We start from the raw sequence: 16,486 nt of genomic DNA on the forward strand, positions 1-16,486 counted from the left end.
CAATTATATAAATTCAATATGCCATTTCTATGAAGAGAATAAAAGTTTTGGACGTGTTTAGAGGCCTTGCAGCCTTGGGGGTCGTCATCTTTCATTATACAAAATATTATCGAAGCATATTTGATTCAGACGCACCTTTTTTTTCATATGGCTATACTGGTGTTAGCTTTTTTTTCATCATCAGCGGTTTTGTTATCTTTTTAACAGTTAAACAAAGCCGAAGTGCTGGTAACTTCATTTTACGAAGGTTTACTCGTCTATATCCGACTTTTTGGCTTTGTCTACTTATTTCGACTATAGTTGTTAGATCGATTGGACTGCCAGGTAGAGAAGTGTCGTGGCAAGCTTCATTAATCAACATTACTATGATTCCAAAATGTTTTGGGTTTGCAGAGGTCGACGGTGTATATTGGTCATTGTTACCGGAATTTTTCTTTTACTTATTTATGGCAATTATTATATTTACAAAACTTAGTAATAAGTTATTTTTCTGGGTGCTACCATGGCTTACGTTGTGTTTGATTAGGCAATTCATTCATTTCCCGCCAGTAATTAGTTATTTCTTAAATCTCAATTATGGTTTTTATTTCATTTCTGGCATCATGTTTTATCAGATCAAGTTTACGTCGGGTAAAAAGCTCCATTATCATATAATAATCTTTGTTTCGCTACTGATATATTATTTGTCAGCTAAGTCGTTAACAGAAGCAATTTTAATCACTTTATTTTACGCAATTTTTTATCTATTCATCTACGATAAATTAAATTGGCTTGGGAATAAAGTGTTTTATTTCTTAGGTGCTATCTCGTTTCCGCTGTATTTAATTCATCAAAATATAGGATATATTATTATAAATTATTTTAAGAGGTATGACTCCAATTTTCCAATTTATTGGATAATTTTACCTGTTTTAATTAATATATTAATAGCGGCAATAATTTCGAAGTATTTCGAAAAGCCTATTATCAAGGTTTGTAGAAAATATTTCGAACTTAATGCAAATCATCAACTACCGGAAATGCCAAAAGAGGATTTATATAGGAACAAGGCATTTGAAAATTGAATCAGTCGATAACACATCGTTCTAATTGTTTCAACTTATATTTCAGTAACAATCAAAGATATGAAATTACTTTTATTGAGTACGTCTAGCTCAAGAAATGCTGGGGGATTGTATAATAGCGTAAGAAACTTAGGTCAGGCTTTACTTAAGTTAAATCATTACAATCCAACGGTTATTGCTTATAATGATGAGCATAGTGATGTCGACATCGCAGCATATGAACCGTTACCAGTTGTGCAGTATAAAACAATTGGTCCAAAAGGTTTAGCTTTTTCACTCGAGCTAAAAAAGAAATTTAATCATCTTGCGCCAGATATCATTCATCAACAAGGAATATATTTATATTCATCGTTAGTAAATCATAATTATTCAAAGAAACATCGAATTCCCTATTTAATTTCTCCGCGAGGCATGCTCGATCCGTGGATATTAAATAATAACCCTTTGAAAAAAGAAATTGGATTCAAGTTATATGAGCGGAGTAATTTAAAGGGCGCAGCCTGTATCCATGCTTTAGGGATGCCCGAGTATCACGCTATTAGAAAATTTGGATGCGATAATCCCATTGCGGTAATTCCAAATGGCGTCTTTTTACCAAGTCCATTAAATTTAGATAGCTACAGTCCTCCAGCTTGGAAAGCCGATGATGATAGGAAAATTTTATTATTTTTGAGTAGACTGCACCCGAAGAAAGGTTTAGAAAATTTAATGCATGCTGTCAAAATAGATGAGAAGTTCAGAAACAAATGGAAAATAATCATTGCCGGCGAAAGTAACACTAGTGTGTATTTGAATTCACTCATTGAACTTCAAGATAAGCTTCAATTGAAAAATGATATTTTATTTATCGGGGCCCAATATCATGCGGATAAAGACCTTTGTTTTCGATATGCCGATGCGTTCATCTTACCATCTTTTAGTGAGGGAATGCCCATGGCGGTGTTAGAAGCTTGGTCATACAGTCTACCGGCAATTATAACTGAGGAATGTAATTTGCCAGAGGGCTTCGAAGAAGCTGCTGCGATAAAAATTGAACCTAACATAGATAGCATCGTAGACGGGTTAAAAAAATTAAATAACTTTTCAGATATGGAGCTTAAAAGAATAGGCAACAACGGATATAATTTGGTTAGAAACAACTTTACATGGGAAGCTATCGCTCAACAAATGGAAGAAGTCTATAATTGGATACTCGAAAAAGGTCCAAGACCCAATGTCGTAAAAGTTGATTAAGAAATTATTGGCTAAATTAAAATATATTTAAGATGATTTCAAAAGTACAACTGAAAAATTTTGATAGCAACATTGGCTTCAATCGTGGAGCCACTAAATTAAAACTAATCATGTGGTACATGGCCAAAATGCTCTTCTTCAATGCTTTTCCGTTTCCTAACTCGATAAAAAGGAGGATCTTAATATTGTTTGGGGCGAGAATAGGGAAAGGCTTGGTTATAAAACCTAAAGTAAATATTCATATGCCCTGGAAGCTTGAAATAGGTAACGATGTTTGGATCGGTGAGGAAGTATTTATATTGAATTTTGAATATATTACCATTGGCAATAACGTTTGCGTATCTCAACGTGCGTTTTTATGTGGCGGAAATCATGATTTCCGAAATCCGTCAATGCCATATCGGAATGGTCCAATTACACTCGAAGATGGCTCATGGATTGGCGCCAATGTTTTCGTCGGTCCAAGCGTATCCATTGGAACAGATACTGTTGTTTCCGCTGGGTCAGTAGTTACCAAAAGTTTACTTGAAAATGCCATCTATAAAGGGAACCCGTGCCAATATGTAAAGGAGCGTTGGACTACCATTTGAACTGTGAAAGATATATATTCTTGTTCAACGTTTGATATTAAATCCACAAATAAACAAATTGCTCGATAATATGTAAATTAAAGAGCATCATTCGCGTTTTTTAGTCACACCCATACCTTTTACTCTAGTTTTGTCAAAACTTTCAAAATTGTTTATCTTATTATCGTGTGCCTTACCTATTTTAGTATTTTGCTCCTTTAATTTCGTTACATTATTAAGATTATCAAAAACATTATCCTCTACTTGGATAAAAGCACTGCTATTGTCTAAGTAGATTGTATTAATTGAAAAACCATCCGCCCATTTACTTTTAACTATGTCATGTATATAGTTATTATAAATTTTCGTGCCTATTTGATTCCCAAGAGTGTAAATCGCGCCGCCATCATCATGTAGTAACATGACATGATGAATATTATTGTTACTGATGATATTGTTTTTTACGATTGATTGTGTGTCTCCGAAAAAGCCCCCTATTTGTAGACCTGAATATCTGACATATCTAATTTCGTTATGATCAATCAACAGATCCGACACCCCGGTAGCTATAATCCCCATCCCATTAGTGTAATTTATGCCTATCTGTTCAATTAAGTTGTCTTTTAATGTATCCTTTATGCATATTGCCGAGTCAACAAGCGTGCGAGGCTTGAACGAAAAAGTATTTAACACGATTCCGTTAGCGCAGATGTCATGGATGTGGCAGTCAATTATCTTACTAAAATTGACCCCTTTGTCGAAAACTATTCCGTTACCGCCACAGTTGTATATGCCGCAATTGTCGATTTGGAGGTTTTGTACATACTTTGCATCAATTATACCGGGAATATGAATTCTGTTAGAAAGGAATTCAAGCATGACTCCTTGCCCTGCTACATTTCCATATTTATTTGGCAATAACCATGTCGAATAACACATCTGAATGTTATTAATAGAAATATTCTTTAATGGTATATCTGGGGTTCCGGATATTCTTATCAAATTCTCTAAGGTTGGTATGATAATATCGGCACTTGAAATATTTTCATTTAGTCTGGGTTTATAGTATAAAACATTTGAAACATTGTCGAGATACCACTCGCCTTCCGCATCCAAGAACGACAAAGAGTTTTCAAGGTAATATGGTTTAGCCGGATATAGCATGTCATGAGCATTGTGAAGTGCAAATATGTTTTTAGCTTCAGGCTCCTTTATCGAAAGAATAGTGCTATCCCCAAATGGCTTCATTGAGTTGATTCGCAAATGGCTATCGAACCAATGCTGCTTTACGACCATCTCGACATTATTAGGATTATATAAACCAAGTACGTCCGAAGAGTTGATGGAAATTGATCTATCAGCTTTGTTGAAGTGCCTTAACCGAAAATATGGCCCATAATCATTATCATTTTGTCTATTAGGAGTACGGGCTCGAATGGCTATTTTTCCATTTACGTAAATCTGCCGCGTGTCTATTCCTTGAGGCACCGATGCCTTATAAATTCCTTTTTTATACAAAGACCATCCTTTGATAGATATGCCGCCTGATATTACCGGCTCCTCACCTTTGGTCCCTTGAAGTTCTATACGCGATATATTCCCAACGATATAATTATTAAAAACTATTGGCCTTTGTAATTTATACAGACCGCCACTTAATTCAATTGTTACAATTTTTGACTTTGAATTAATGCCTCTCACTTTGTTTGTTAATTGTGATATATTACCAGGGCTCTGTTGGGTAAAATTACCATCACCGTTAGGCGATACATATAGTCTCGTTTGGCCGTGGGAAATGAAGGTCAATACAAATGTATAAATGAATGTGATTATTAAATTCTTCATGATGTTGGTGCAATATGTCGACTCAATAGTTTAATTGTAAAGTAAGCATTGTTAAATGTAGTTTATATGAAGAATCACCTGTATGAGCTGATTTCTAATTGTAGACAAATGATTTTAGCTAATTTATCACTTCTTTTTCGATAATAGATAGTTGATTTCATTAAGTTAAACTAAATGAAATCAAGTTTTTCTTCGTACTAACCATTTCTCGAATTATAATTTATTTATTACTTTTGGTTTCAAATTGCAAAATGATTAATTAATAACCGTTAAAATAAAAAATATGTTAATTGATCTTCGCTATTTTTGAATTAGTAATATCGAATCAACCACGTGAATTTGCTAGAAACTAAGCGATAGTATTTACCGAGAAATTTAAAAAAAACATTGGACTTACCTGAAAAAAAGAGCATTCTCCTTATAAGTCATAATTTTTCTCCGGAACCAACAGGCATCGGGAAATATAACGGAGAGATGATCCATTGGCTCTCAAAAAGAGGTTATGAATGTACAGTTATAACAACTTTTCCATACTATCCATATTGGAAAGTGCAACCGCCTTATAAAAATAGATGGTATAAGAAAGAGTTGATAAATTACCAGGGAAACAGTGGCAATTTAACAATATACCGTTGTCCGTCTTATGTACCCTCAAATCCTACTGGTAGGAAAAGAATTTTACAAGATTTTTCATTTTGGTCATCAATGTTTTGGCGGGTTTTGCAACTTCAATTATCAGGAAAGCAATTCGACCTGATAATAACTGTAGCGCCACCATTTCATTTGGCGTATCTCGGACTGCTGGTAAAAAAAAGCAGCGGGGCAAAATTACTGTATCATGTTCAAGATCTTCAAATTGAGGCAGCTCAGGATTTGAATATGCTCTCAAGTCAAAAATTATTTAATAAGATATATAGAATAGAAAAGGACATCCTTGAAAAAGCAGATTATGTCAGTAGCATCTCTGAAGGAATGATCACCAAGATACAAGCTAAGGTTGAAAAGAAAGTGTTATTTTTTCCTAACTGGGTTGATACATCCTATTTTTTTCCATTGCCGAATCGTGATAACTTGAAAAGTAAATGGGGCTATGCAGGAGATGACTTCGTATGCTTATACTCAGGAGCAATAGGCGAAAAACAGGGTCTTGAAAGTATACTTAATGTTGCGCAGATATTGATCGATAATAAAAAAATCAAATTCATTATTTGTGGTTCTGGACCATATAAAGAAAGGCTGATTGAAACTGCTAATGAAAGAAATTTGGTTAATGTTACTTTTTTGCCAGTGCAAGATAAATCTATTTTCAACGAGTTTTTGAATATGGCCGACTTGCATTTGATTTTACAAAAAGCGAATGCAAGCGATTTGGTGATGCCATCAAAACTTACCACGATTTTAGCCGTCGGGGGAGTGAGTATGGTTACAGCGCCTCCAGCGACGTCATTATTTAATTTAATCAACAAATATGATGTAGGTTACGTAATACATCCGGAAGACGACGAATTATTAGCGACAAAGATAAGGAATGCAAAATCTGGAGCTGATTTTGAGATCAAAGCAGCAAATGCTCGCAACTACGCTCTCAAATATCTTAACATAGATAACGTAATGGATGATTTTGTTAAAAGTGTATTAAAATAATAAAATCAATCTAATAACCGCTTTAAGGTAGTGGTTTTGTATTTTATTGCGAATATTTTGTATATATTTGCAATAAAAGCCCTGTAAATATATCAAATCATTAATAATATAAGATACGCTGCTGCTTATGAAAAAAATCGCCTTAATAACAGGTATAACTGGTCAAGATGGAGCATACTTAACAGAGTTATTGCTTAAAAAAGGTTACGAAGTGCATGGTATAAAACGCCGAAGCTCGTTATTTAATACCGATCGCATCGATCACCTATATCAGGATCCGCATGATACGGAAATTAAGTTAACGCTTCACTACGGAGACTTAAGTGATAGTACCAATCTAATTCGTATAATCCAACAGGTTCAGCCCGATGAAATATATAATTTAGGTGCGATGTCACATGTTAAAGTGAGCTTTGATACACCAGAATATACTGCTAATGCTGATGGCATTGGAACTTTAAGATTGCTTGAGGCAATCCGTATATTAGGACTAAATAAAAAAACGAAGATATATCAAGCCTCAACGTCAGAGCTTTATGGGTTGGTACAGGCCGTGCCACAATCAGAAACTACTCCTTTTTATCCACGTTCTCCGTACGCAGTAGCAAAAATGTATGCTTATTGGATAACGGTGAATTATAGGGAGGCTTATGATATTTATGCTTGTAATGGTATTCTGTTTAACCATGAAAGTCCTTTACGAGGCGAAACATTTGTAACCCGTAAAATTACCCGTGCTACTGCAAAAATAGCGATGGGGTTGCAAGATAAACTTTACCTTGGCAACTTGGATGCACAACGTGATTGGGGACATGCTAAAGATTATGTCGAAGCAATGTATCTAATATTGCAACAGGAAAAACCTACAGATTATGTTATTGCGACTGGCGTTACTACCCGGGTGCGAGAGTTTGTAAGGTTAGCTTTTGCTGAGGTAGGTATCATTATTCAATTTAAAGGTGAAGGCGTAAATGAAGTGGGATATGTAATGAGCTGTAACAATCCTGATTTTCAGGTTGAAATTGGCAAGGAAGTTATTGCCGTAGATGCAAAATATTTTCGTCCTACAGAAGTTGACCTGTTAATAGGTGATCCCACTAAATCCAAAACACAGTTGGGCTGGGAACCCAAATACGATTTGCAGGGTTTAGTCCGTGAAATGGTTGCTGCTGATATTGATTTATTTAGAAGAGAAAAACTCTTGAAGGATTCTGGTTACATTATTAAAAACCAATTCGAATAGCCTTGCCATGGAAAAACATGATAAGATTTATATAGCGGGTCATCGTGGTATGGTTGGATCTGCAATTCTTCGTAAATTGGAAAAAGAGGGCTTTAGCAATTTTGTAATGCGGACTTCTTCAACCCTTGATTTACGCGATCAGAACGCTGTAGCCGCTTTTTTTGCGGACGAAAAACCCAATTATGTTTTTTTAGCCGCAGCCAAAGTTGGTGGCATTGTGGCTAATAATACCTACAGGGCTGAATTTTTATATGACAATTTGCAGATTCAAGCTAATGTTATCCATAATTCATATCTTAATAGCGTAAAAAAGTTGATGTTTTTGGGGTCAAGTTGTATCTATCCTAAAATGGCCCCGCAACCCTTAAGAGAAGATTATTTGTTAACAGGGCCACTTGAAGAAACTAACGAACCTTATGCAATTGCCAAAATAGCAGGCATAAAAATGTGCGATGCATACCGTGCTCAATATGGTTGTAATTATATTTCCGTAATGCCAACCAACTTATATGGCTATAATGATAATTATCATCCGCAAAACTCACATGTTTTACCTGCCCTAATACGCCGTTTCCACGAAGCCAAAGAAAAGGCGATTCCGTTAGTAACGATATGGGGTACAGGATCGCCACGGCGTGAGTTCCTTTTTGCTGATGATTTAGCAGAGGCATGTTACTATCTTATGCAGAATTATAATGAGCCAGGGTTAGTTAATGTTGGTACGGGCGAGGACGTTACTATCAAAGATCTCGCTTTGCTCGTAAAAAAAATCACGAACTTTAAGGGTGATATAAACTTTGACAGCTCAAAACCCGATGGTACACCTAGAAAGTTGATGGATGTATCCAAACTGCATAGTAACGGTTGGAAACACACAATTGAACTAGAAGAAGGCGTTGCTCTAGCTTATAAAGATTTTTTAAATAAATATGTCGCGGCATACTAGGTTTTACAAAAACAATTTACCACATTATAGGGAATATTTGAAATATTAAAGAACAACTTTAAAACTATGACCGCAATTACCAAAATTTGCTGTATTGGAGCTGGATATGTCGGTGGACCGACTATGGCTATGATAGCAAAAAAATGCCCCCACATTGAAGTGACTGTCGTGGATCTTAACGAACAGCGTATTGCTGCCTGGAATGATGTCGACGTAACTAATATTCCTGTATATGAACCGGGACTTAGTGACGTAGTTGCTGAAGCAAGAGGGCGCAATTTGTTTTTTTCCACAGATGTCGAGTCCGCAATTGCCGCAGCTCAAATGATTTTCATATCTGTAAACACGCCAACAAAAACTTATGGTTCAGGTAAGGGACAAGCTGCTGATTTAAAATGGATAGAGTTATGTGCTAGACAAATAGCTCGAGTTGCAAACGATAATAAAATAATAGTTGAAAAATCAACATTACCGGTACGTACAGCAAGTGCAATTAAAGATATTCTTACACATACAGGCAACGGATCGCAGTTTCAGATATTGTCAAATCCCGAGTTTCTTGCGGAGGGTACCGCCGTTGAAGATCTGGATGCTCCAGACCGCGTACTGATAGGCGGCGATAACACTCCGGAAGGCCGAGTAGCCGTCCAGGCTTTAGTAGACGTCTACGCTAATTGGATTCCGAGAGAACGTATTTTAACTACAAACGTTTGGTCATCAGAGTTATCCAAACTTACTGCAAATGCATTTCTTGCCCAGCGCGTATCTTCAATAAACTCATTAACTGAGCTTTGTGAAAAAACGGAAGCTGATATTAATGAAGTAGCAAGGGCCATAGGTACAGATAGCAGAATTGGCCCGAAGTTTCTTAAAGCCTCTGTTGGTTTTGGTGGCTCTTGCTTTCAAAAAGATATTTTAAACTTGGTGTATATTGCTAGAAGCTACGGTTTAAGTGAAGTCGCTGATTATTGGGAACAGGTTATTATTATGAATGATCATCAAAAAAGGAGATTTGCCAATCAGATCATTAAGAATTTGTATAATACGGTAAATGGAAAAAAAATAACTTTTTTGGGATGGGCATTCAAGAAGGATACAAATGATACTAGAGAATCTGCAGCAATTTATGTAGCTGATCATTTACTGCATGAACAGGCTGAAATCGCTGTATATGATCCCAAGGTAATTAAAAATCAGATTTATGCAGATTTGAATTATCTTCAGACTCGGAAAGAGGAAGAGAACAGAAAGGGTGTCGAGGTTATCGAAGATCCTTATAAAGCTTGTGAAGGCGCGCATGCTATTGCTATTTTAACAGAATGGGATGAGTTTAAAAGTTACGACTGGCAGAGGATTTATGATTCCATGTTAAAGCCTGCTAAAATATTCGATGGTCGCAACCTTCTGGACGCAGATAAGCTAAAATCCATAGGATTTCAGGTGAGGTCGATCGGAGGCTAATTTTTATTGTTAAATTGAGAACCACAAGGCAATTTTTTCCCAAATAAAAAGATTGCCTTGTGGATTTTAAAAGCCTACGAAAGTTCTATGCTAATCGCTTGAATTTAGTTTCTGAATTCTAAAATACAATTAAGTTATCAATAGTTATCTGTAAGAGGATTAACGTTGTTTTATGTAATATCCTTGAGCCATTAAATAAGGAAGTCAGAATCATGTTTGACGTGTTTATTTATCGTTTTAGACTGAAGCGTCAATTAAATCAATAAATTACAAGGACTAATATCGAGAGAGTTAATGAGATGATTTCGTTTGCTGATCTTATAAAATCAGCCCTCTTTTATAAATCAACTTTGAGTTGATCAAAGAGACCTCAAAATTATAGGTATTATTATGCGTACAAACAAATGATGGATTACGCGATATTTGGAAATCTTGTCGAATTTTTTTTACTAGTATGTAAAAACCGATCTGATTTTCTTCGTATAAGGAGATAGAATAGCAAGTTTCCAAATTTGTATAAACAATACATCATTAACATGCCTGCAAGAACTAGGCATAAAAACAAGGATCTTTCAAAATGTCGTATTATATTTTTGATATTCATACGAATATTCATAATTGGATAACTAATTTACTTATTTACAATTCGATATTTTTAGGACGCGACTATTTGATTGAAAATTGTGCAATTTGTATAAGCAGTTGTAAAGTATTGTAAAATAATTTGTTAATCCATATCCCGTTATTCAGAAATTAATTGTAGACAGAGGACTTATCGGTATTGCGAGGAAAATGTTTTAGTGATCGGTAATGCTCAGTATTGTGAACGCTCTTTGAGTACCAGTTGAAGATACAAGGGTCGCTATTCTCTCTAGTTACTTAGGCAGCAGATGCATTATTAATGAGCCTACTTCGGTAGCGACAATTCTTTACACACTAAGACTCACGCTATAGAATAAAAGGAGAAGGGTTGAAAATGAAATAATGTAAACACCGAACTTGCAAGCGCTCGAAGTTTCCTCACTTTGAGTGTGTGTCTGCCTACTTGCTGTGATTCTAAAAAGCAATGAAAATCATTCTTGATAAATCAAACACTGTAATTTTTTAATCCCTTTGACTTATTCCAAAGCTAAATTCGTATTGCTCTGGCTATCAAGTACGTCTTCCGCTTAATTGACTGCAATCGATGCAATTCCAATTTAAAGACGTAATCTCTTTTGAGTTGCTTTATGTATAAACACGAAAGGAAAAGTGAGGCTATAGTTTAAAGGTGATTAAAGCTACCTATCGAGTCAAATATGCCTGCTTCAAGTTTTCGTATAAGTTCAAGTCGGCTCTTGACTTGCGTTTTGTGCATCGCGTTTTGCAAATGCGTGGTAACCGTTCTTTCAGCAATAAATAAGCGGTCGCCAATTTGTTTAGATTTCATTCCTGACCTTAATAGTTGTATGATTTCTATTTCTCGGCCTGTCAAATGATATTTTAAACAATTAGTAACAAACAGTTCAGGACGTATACCATTGACTTTCATTTCCATAAATTGATTGTACTCCAATCGGGATCGCTGAACGGACTTCCAAATAAAAAGAATGCTAATTACCAAAACACCGGTGTTGCTGCATAGGACTTCTGCCAACTGACTTTTTTCAACAAATCCCAATACAGCAAGTGAAACCAACGGACTAATTGCAAAATACATGGCTAGTGCTTCAAAGCGCTGTCCCCGGCTATGCTGTGATTTTCGTTTCCTCCATACAGCTCGAAACATTACATACAACAAAATCACGGCATACATAAAGGGCATGATTATTCCGTAAATGATGTCTGCTTTGAGGTCTCCATTAAGGGCATATATAATTACAAAAAACACAACATAGGGTAACATGAGAAATAAGGGAACGCCATATAAAGCATGCCATCGAATTTCGCTTAATTCAAATGCTTTATAGAAATAAAAAGGAAAATAAGAAGCCATTACAAAGCCGGCGCCATAGGCAATCATTAATTGTACAGATACCGAAATAATATTGAATTTGGGATCCGGGAATAAACCACCTGTAATGTTATATAACAACATTAGGCCAAGCAAAATCAGGTGCCATTTTCGGGTTTTGTCTTGAGGTCTAGAAACAAAAAAAATAAACTGGAAGCAAAATAGGATAAATTCGAGGATAATGAAAATAAAGGTGACGATGTGCACCTGCGTTCCGAAAACCAACATAACAACTTATTAATATTTCTTTTTTAAAAAATAAAGCAAATAGCCAAAATCGAGTTGCTTATAAATTTCAAAGTCATTTTTCTTATACCAAGGGATATTTTTCACTGTTGAGGTCTCCAAACATAAGGGTAAATTCATGGACGCTGCTATCCCAATAATATCGGAAAGCAACTCACTTCCTATGCCCTGATGCTGGCTATTCGGATGGACACCAATAAACCATAGATAAAGATGTTCCTCCTTTAACTGTAGTTTTTTTATCGTTGATTCTCTTTTTAGTGGGATGCCTATTCGGGTGAGCCCAACGGCTTTAACAATCAGTTTAATATCCAACCATAGGGTATAAAGGGAATTTCTCTTACCTTTCGGAAATAATAGAAGAGCACACCCCTGTCTATTGTCCGAAAAATACACCTTTCCAAATCGCATACATATATCAAATGAATAGGCCATTAATGCCTTGACTTGTTCTTTGTTGTTTTTATTTTTGATGATGTAATTCACACTTTTATTACCAACAAATGATCTTGTTAAGATGTCAATTGCCATTGGCTTATCTTTTATTGTTGCAGTTATCATAACAGTTAAATAATCAATATTGTGAGTATAATTGATCTTTGTAGATAATTAAAATATAATATTAATTTAATCTATTCTTTATATCTAATTATTGATCAATTAATTAGCTGTATAGGTTAAATATTATTGCATATTACGAAATAATTTAATAAATACAACGACAATATTGATTGACTAAGACTATTATTTATTTTCAATGTAACAATGCTATTGGCTCTATGAATGTGTTACCCGCGAGTTATTTCTATCAGAGGTATATTTAACTCCATCATCTTTAGTCTCCAAGACATCGAGGTCAGTTAGCCGTTTCTTTAGTGGTTTCGAAAATATATGAAATAATTTCTGGCTAAAAATTCGGGCCGTCAACATTATAATATCTGTATCGATGTCGATGCTTCTTAACTTTTTAATAGCCTGTAGGCTGTTGGCATGTCGATGGTCTTTGAAGTAGTACAATTATGAAGTTACCGTCTAACTCCAGCTCCAAACCCGTAAACGAATAAGCTAGTTTAACTTAGTTACTACACTACTACAACTGATACGTATTCACTACCAAGGCGTTAACTTGGAATAGGTAAACTATTAATTGAGCAAATCAAATGATCACTGTCTTTTTATCGCGGCGATCAGGCAGCCGTAACGAGGTTATGTCAATGGGGCAGCTGAAGCGTTCCTAGCCTAGCACGGCGGCGAGAAATAGTTGAAAGATCGATGGATGATCGTTTTCGGGAATTAAGGCCACCGCTATTGGTTCCATGCGCGATGGCAAGAACCTAATCGGTGAAAACCCATTATTCCTGCAATCAATGCGCGGCCTTGCCGATTCCTCGCTGGAAAAGGACCCGTGGGTAGGACGGAAACTGGCATCTGATATGGTTCATATGCAGGTTAACCGGATATTTGCCTTCAGGCAGCGCAGGCACGAAGCTTTTATCTGGCACAGCCTGTTGAAACTGGTAGTTACGGCCGAAAAGTGCGGTTAAACAGTTTGGCAACCGAAAGTGTCAGCCGCAACTGACGAGCAGTTTGTTCAGGTTGGCCATCAATTGTTCCCGGTATTGTCGGTCAATAGGAATAATAATTCCGTTGCTCACATGGATAGCAATGGCATAGCCATTGATCGCCTGTTGCGGAAATAGGGGCAGATCGTTCTGTTACTTGTTAAGGTGGCTGACTTGCTTTTATAAGAGCTGAAATCTTTGTTTCATCACAAGACTCATTGGGCTAATGCGCAAGGGATAGCCTGATCGCGTTTCCTGAAATATCGGAATTAAGCACCTTTTCCAACCATCAAATTTGTATTAGGTAATTTGGCGTAAATAATATCTCCATTTTACGTATTGTCTTAACGCCTGGTAGCCACGACCTTTGTTACGTCTGGATTGAAGCAATCTATTGTGCATGAATTAAAGTAAAGGCAAAATGGAAAGAGTTTTAAGTAAACTGCAGGAATTTATTATTAAGCATATTCAACCGAATCATCTGATGGAACAGGAAGTTTTACCTGCATCTTTGGAGCACTGGCATTCACTGTGGTCAAATGAACGCGAAATCATCAGGAAGGATTTTACAGATCATTTAACAGTCAATAATGACCACAATGTAGCCTTGCTCACCGGGCTTATAACGTTAGCGGATCTGGTGTGTGTTTATCTGACGCGGAATGGCAAAATCTGGCAAAGGAGTCATGATGCCAAACGAATCAAGTTATTTTATCAAGGCATCAGTCGCGATCTTCAAACGTTTATTGAATTGCTATCAGGTTTTGATCCAATGGCTTTCCATTTAGCACCTTTTCTAATAATCGAGCTGCCATCGGCTAAACAGACGTTAAAATTCAAATATCAACAGTTGGAAAAGCATCTAACCAACTTTAATATTGACCATCCCCTTTCTACCATGCTGATAAAAACCATTAAAGGGTATATCCGGAGGCCGTCCCTTACCAGGCGGGAGCATGAGTATTTAACCCAGCTGATGATTGCTGTATTGGCGTTATCCATAACTGATATCCCAACATTGAAAAAGACACTGTTTCACTACAACTTTAATCCGCCTGAGTTTTTTACCTATTGGATACATGAGTGGGATCAATTGCTTGATGAAGAGCCTGGTTTATATGAACAAATGGAATTACTTATCATGGAACAAGATCGTTTGTCCAATTTAAGGGTTCGTCATCAAGCCGGCCTGCTGCTTAGTGACGAATCCTTAAACGTTGAACTTGGCCGATACCTTCAGGAAAAAAGACAAATGGTTATGGACCTGATTAACTTGCGAAGGGCCAGGTTACAAGAAAATGAATTGGTAAAGCTGGCACGGCGAATAAAGATCAATATGTCAGTTGCGCAATTAGGTCTATTCATCCGATTGCAGTTGGAGAAGGGAATTCTTTTGAAAGACAATGTTGGGAAATTGTTCAACTTTTACGCTACGCACTTTTATACACCGCAAACAGATAGTATTTCTCCGCAAAGCCTGCAAAAGAAATCGACCGAAATTGAATATGCGACTGCTCAAAAATTGAAGAGCCTGCTGATCAGTATGATCAATTGGCTAAATGAAAACTTTAATTAAGACATCATCACCACACTGATCGCCACCTACTCCGATTGTAGAATTGCTTTTGACTAATAAGCCTTGGGCTTTCTAAAAGTTCTCCTATTCGTTGCTTGTGCGATAATTGTAATCCTACCTTTGTTCGAACCGATATTTTATAGACTTATTTAGTTCAAAAATATAGTTATTGTTGTTGTCACTGTGGTGATGCTGGAAACTCGACAGCGTTTCTGGTATCTCCACAGTTTAGCCGCTTGTACAGGTCTGGCGTTATACCTCCCAATGCTTCATGCGGTCTATTGTAATTGTAATCTTCCATCCATTCATCAGCTAAAACCTGTACTTGGTTAATATCTCTGGATAGGTAAGCGTCCAGTAGATTCTCGCGGAACGTCCTATTGAACCGTTCGATGTAACCATTCTGCATGGGCTTTCCCGGCTGCGTGTACTGTACTTTTATACCCTTGCTTTCACACCAATCCTTGAATTCCTCACTGATAAACTCAGGTCCATTATCTACCCTGATGCAACTTGGCTTACCTCGTTCATGAATGGTTCGTTCCAGGATCTCAGTTTTCCGCATGGCAGGCATCGTATAAGCTGCTTCCACAGCGATAGCTTCCCGATTATAGTCATCGATGATATTTGGTGTTCGGAACCTTCTTTTGTTCATCAGCACATCACACATGAAGTCTATAGACCAGGTACCGCCAGCCTGATTAGGTACGCTCCATGGCACTTTAACCCTGGCTGGCACACGTCTGCGAACTTTACGTCGCTTGTTCATGCCCAACAATAAGTACAAATACAGATCCTGCCCCTCAGTTGGATGTCGCTCGGACAACTCCAACAACTTATCGTAGCTTTCCCTTCACAGACGGTTTGCTCTGTTCGCATGCGGCTAGCTGAAGAATACTAACAATTAGATATGATTATTTTATTAAAGTATTTGTTTGGAATTATAAATAATTATATTTGAGGAAACCTAACAGACTTAATATGATGACCTTATCACCTGACAAACTTCCCAAAAAACATCTTCATCGAGGCTTACTATTTAATCCGACTCTTCATCGAAGAAGCCAGCTTTAACACATACATCCCAGTTTAACAGTACAGTAA

Annotated in this window: 14 protein-coding genes; 10 read left to right on the forward strand and 4 right to left on the reverse strand. The window is 36.6% G+C overall.

The window, feature by feature from the left end; translation table 11 throughout:
• The first annotated feature begins 29 nt into the window (after positions 1-29).
• The 3 genes from SNE25_RS08810 to SNE25_RS08820 are packed head-to-tail and all read left to right on the forward strand — an operon-like array spanning position 30 to position 2,887.
• A complete protein-coding gene (locus SNE25_RS08810; protein WP_321564723.1) occupies positions 30-1,064 on the forward strand; it encodes an acyltransferase family protein in 1,035 nt (344 codons plus the stop codon).
• 60 nt (positions 1,065-1,124) lie between these two features.
• Positions 1,125-2,297 carry a glycosyltransferase gene (locus SNE25_RS08815; RefSeq protein WP_321564724.1) on the forward strand — a complete coding sequence of 391 codons (1,173 nt, stop codon included), beginning with the start codon at positions 1,125-1,127 and terminating at the stop codon, positions 2,295-2,297.
• A 32-nt stretch (positions 2,298-2,329) separates the two neighbouring features.
• Positions 2,330-2,887 (forward strand): WcaF family extracellular polysaccharide biosynthesis acetyltransferase, encoded by a 558-nt coding sequence (locus tag SNE25_RS08820; RefSeq protein ID WP_321564725.1) that lies wholly within the window; start codon positions 2,330-2,332, stop codon positions 2,885-2,887.
• Positions 2,888-2,974: 87 nt separating this feature from the next.
• Here the strand turns inward: SNE25_RS08820 and SNE25_RS08825 are convergent, their stop codons facing one another.
• Positions 2,975-4,711, reverse strand: a complete 1,737-nt coding sequence (locus tag SNE25_RS08825; protein ID WP_321564726.1) for a hypothetical protein — start codon at positions 4,709-4,711, stop codon at positions 2,975-2,977.
• Positions 4,712-5,098: 387 nt separating this feature from the next.
• On the opposite strand from SNE25_RS08825, the gene SNE25_RS08830 reads away from it, so the two are divergent.
• The 4 genes from SNE25_RS08830 (at position 5,099) to SNE25_RS08845 (ending at position 10,005) form a co-directional block, all read left to right on the forward strand.
• Complete coding sequence (locus SNE25_RS08830) at positions 5,099-6,355, forward strand: WcaI family glycosyltransferase (RefSeq protein WP_321564727.1); 1,257 nt, start codon at positions 5,099-5,101, stop codon at positions 6,353-6,355.
• A gap of 127 nt (positions 6,356-6,482) precedes the next feature.
• Positions 6,483-7,598 (forward strand): GDP-mannose 4,6-dehydratase, encoded by a 1,116-nt coding sequence (gmd, locus tag SNE25_RS08835; RefSeq protein WP_321564728.1) that lies wholly within the window; start codon positions 6,483-6,485, stop codon positions 7,596-7,598.
• Between the two features lie 7 nt (positions 7,599-7,605).
• Complete coding sequence (locus SNE25_RS08840; RefSeq protein ID WP_321564729.1) at positions 7,606-8,544, forward strand: GDP-L-fucose synthase family protein; 939 nt, start codon at positions 7,606-7,608, stop codon at positions 8,542-8,544.
• Between the two features lie 66 nt (positions 8,545-8,610).
• Complete coding sequence (locus tag SNE25_RS08845) at positions 8,611-10,005, forward strand: UDP-glucose 6-dehydrogenase (RefSeq protein ID WP_321564730.1); 1,395 nt, start codon at positions 8,611-8,613, stop codon at positions 10,003-10,005.
• Between the two features lie 1,264 nt (positions 10,006-11,269).
• On the opposite strand, the gene SNE25_RS08850 is transcribed toward SNE25_RS08845, so the two are convergent.
• The gene (locus SNE25_RS08850) at positions 11,270-12,226 is read right to left on the reverse strand and encodes a helix-turn-helix transcriptional regulator (protein ID WP_321564731.1); all 957 of its coding nucleotides are present in this window, start codon (positions 12,224-12,226) and stop codon (positions 11,270-11,272) included.
• Between the two features lie 9 nt (positions 12,227-12,235).
• Complete coding sequence (locus SNE25_RS08855) at positions 12,236-12,805, reverse strand: GNAT family N-acetyltransferase (protein ID WP_321564732.1); 570 nt, start codon at positions 12,803-12,805, stop codon at positions 12,236-12,238.
• A 755-nt stretch (positions 12,806-13,560) separates the two neighbouring features.
• Between SNE25_RS08855 and SNE25_RS08860 the strand changes: the two genes are divergently transcribed.
• The 3 genes from SNE25_RS08860 to SNE25_RS08870 all read left to right on the forward strand — a co-directional run bounded on the left by SNE25_RS08860 (position 13,561) and on the right by SNE25_RS08870 (position 15,382).
• The gene (locus tag SNE25_RS08860; protein WP_321564733.1) at positions 13,561-13,788 is read left to right on the forward strand and encodes a hypothetical protein; all 228 of its coding nucleotides are present in this window, start codon (positions 13,561-13,563) and stop codon (positions 13,786-13,788) included.
• 18 nt (positions 13,789-13,806) lie between these two features.
• Positions 13,807-13,944, forward strand: a complete 138-nt coding sequence (locus tag SNE25_RS08865) for a hypothetical protein (protein ID WP_321564734.1) — start codon at positions 13,807-13,809, stop codon at positions 13,942-13,944.
• A gap of 283 nt (positions 13,945-14,227) precedes the next feature.
• Positions 14,228-15,382, forward strand: a complete 1,155-nt coding sequence (locus SNE25_RS08870; protein WP_321564735.1) for a hypothetical protein — start codon at positions 14,228-14,230, stop codon at positions 15,380-15,382.
• Positions 15,383-15,560: 178 nt separating this feature from the next.
• Here the strand turns inward: SNE25_RS08870 and SNE25_RS08875 are convergent, their stop codons facing one another.
• The gene (locus SNE25_RS08875; RefSeq protein WP_321564736.1) at positions 15,561-16,151 is read right to left on the reverse strand and encodes an integrase core domain-containing protein; all 591 of its coding nucleotides are present in this window, start codon (positions 16,149-16,151) and stop codon (positions 15,561-15,563) included.
• Between the last annotated feature and the right edge of the window lie 335 nt (positions 16,152-16,486).

It is taken from the genome of Mucilaginibacter sabulilitoris, from assembly GCF_034262375.1.
Classification (GTDB): Bacteria; Bacteroidota; Bacteroidia; order Sphingobacteriales; family Sphingobacteriaceae; genus Mucilaginibacter; species Mucilaginibacter sabulilitoris.

Excerpts from the sequence above, each read along its gene's own strand:
- SNE25_RS08855 (WP_321564732.1), bottom strand. The coding sequence starts at position 12,805 with ATGATAACTGCAACAATAAAAGATAAGCCAATGGCAATTGACATCTTA.
- SNE25_RS08840 (WP_321564729.1), top strand. The coding sequence starts at position 7,606 with ATGGAAAAACATGATAAGATTTATATAGCGGGTCATCGTGGTATGGTT.
- SNE25_RS08820 (WP_321564725.1), top strand. The coding sequence starts at position 2,330 with ATGATTTCAAAAGTACAACTGAAAAATTTTGATAGCAACATTGGCTTC.
- SNE25_RS08815 (WP_321564724.1), top strand. The coding sequence starts at position 1,125 with ATGAAATTACTTTTATTGAGTACGTCTAGCTCAAGAAATGCTGGGGGA.
- SNE25_RS08860 (WP_321564733.1), top strand. The coding sequence starts at position 13,561 with ATGCGCGATGGCAAGAACCTAATCGGTGAAAACCCATTATTCCTGCAA.
- SNE25_RS08875 (WP_321564736.1), bottom strand. The coding sequence starts at position 16,151 with ATGAACAAGCGACGTAAAGTTCGCAGACGTGTGCCAGCCAGGGTTAAA.
- SNE25_RS08810 (WP_321564723.1), top strand. The coding sequence starts at position 30 with ATGAAGAGAATAAAAGTTTTGGACGTGTTTAGAGGCCTTGCAGCCTTG.
- gmd (WP_321564728.1), top strand. The coding sequence starts at position 6,483 with ATGAAAAAAATCGCCTTAATAACAGGTATAACTGGTCAAGATGGAGCA.
- SNE25_RS08825 (WP_321564726.1), bottom strand. The coding sequence starts at position 4,711 with ATGAAGAATTTAATAATCACATTCATTTATACATTTGTATTGACCTTC.
- SNE25_RS08850 (WP_321564731.1), bottom strand. The coding sequence starts at position 12,226 with ATGTTGGTTTTCGGAACGCAGGTGCACATCGTCACCTTTATTTTCATT.
- SNE25_RS08845 (WP_321564730.1), top strand. The coding sequence starts at position 8,611 with ATGACCGCAATTACCAAAATTTGCTGTATTGGAGCTGGATATGTCGGT.
- SNE25_RS08870 (WP_321564735.1), top strand. The coding sequence starts at position 14,228 with ATGGAAAGAGTTTTAAGTAAACTGCAGGAATTTATTATTAAGCATATT.